The organism is Psychrobacter sp. I-STPA6b (assembly GCF_020662265.1).
In the GTDB taxonomy this organism is placed as follows: Bacteria; Pseudomonadota; Gammaproteobacteria; order Pseudomonadales; family Moraxellaceae; genus Psychrobacter.
The window spans coordinates 1-463 of record NZ_VEWM01000060.1 but is presented as its reverse complement, the minus strand read 5'-3'; the positions used below and the strand labels follow the sequence as shown (position 1 = coordinate 463).

1 protein-coding gene is annotated in these 463 nt (G+C 30.2%); it reads left to right on the top strand.

Going from position 1 to position 463, the window contains the following annotated elements; translation table 11 throughout:
* On the top strand, positions 1-463 hold a 463-nt coding region (locus tag FHK88_RS05305; protein ID WP_264480617.1), incomplete at both ends, for a hypothetical protein.

The following is a 463-nucleotide window of genomic DNA, read 5'->3' as shown; positions in this document are numbered from 1 at the left end:
GTGTGTATGCCGTACCAAATACAGCTATTGTTTATGCAACAGTGGCATCGTATAATGCTGGTGAAAAAATTTATAAAAGTACCGATAATGGTGCTTCATGGGTAAATATAAGTGCTAATATGCCTAACATTATCATGAAAAAAATAATATTAGACACTAATAAAAGCAATGAAACTATTTATGTAGGAACTGAATTAGGTCTTTATTATACCAATAATACAACTACTAACTGGACAAAATTAGGTGCTGGTTTACCAAATGTTATTATTAGTGACATTAAAGTAAGTAAAAGTAATGGAAATGTTTATGTCGGTACTTTTGGTAGAGGAATGTGGGTTTATAACGATCAAAAACATTTTAAAAGTGTTACCAATAATAATTGGTCTGAAATTACAAATTGGGAAGGTAAAACATTACCAACTTCAGTTGATGATGTTGCAATAAAACAAGAGCAAGATGTAGT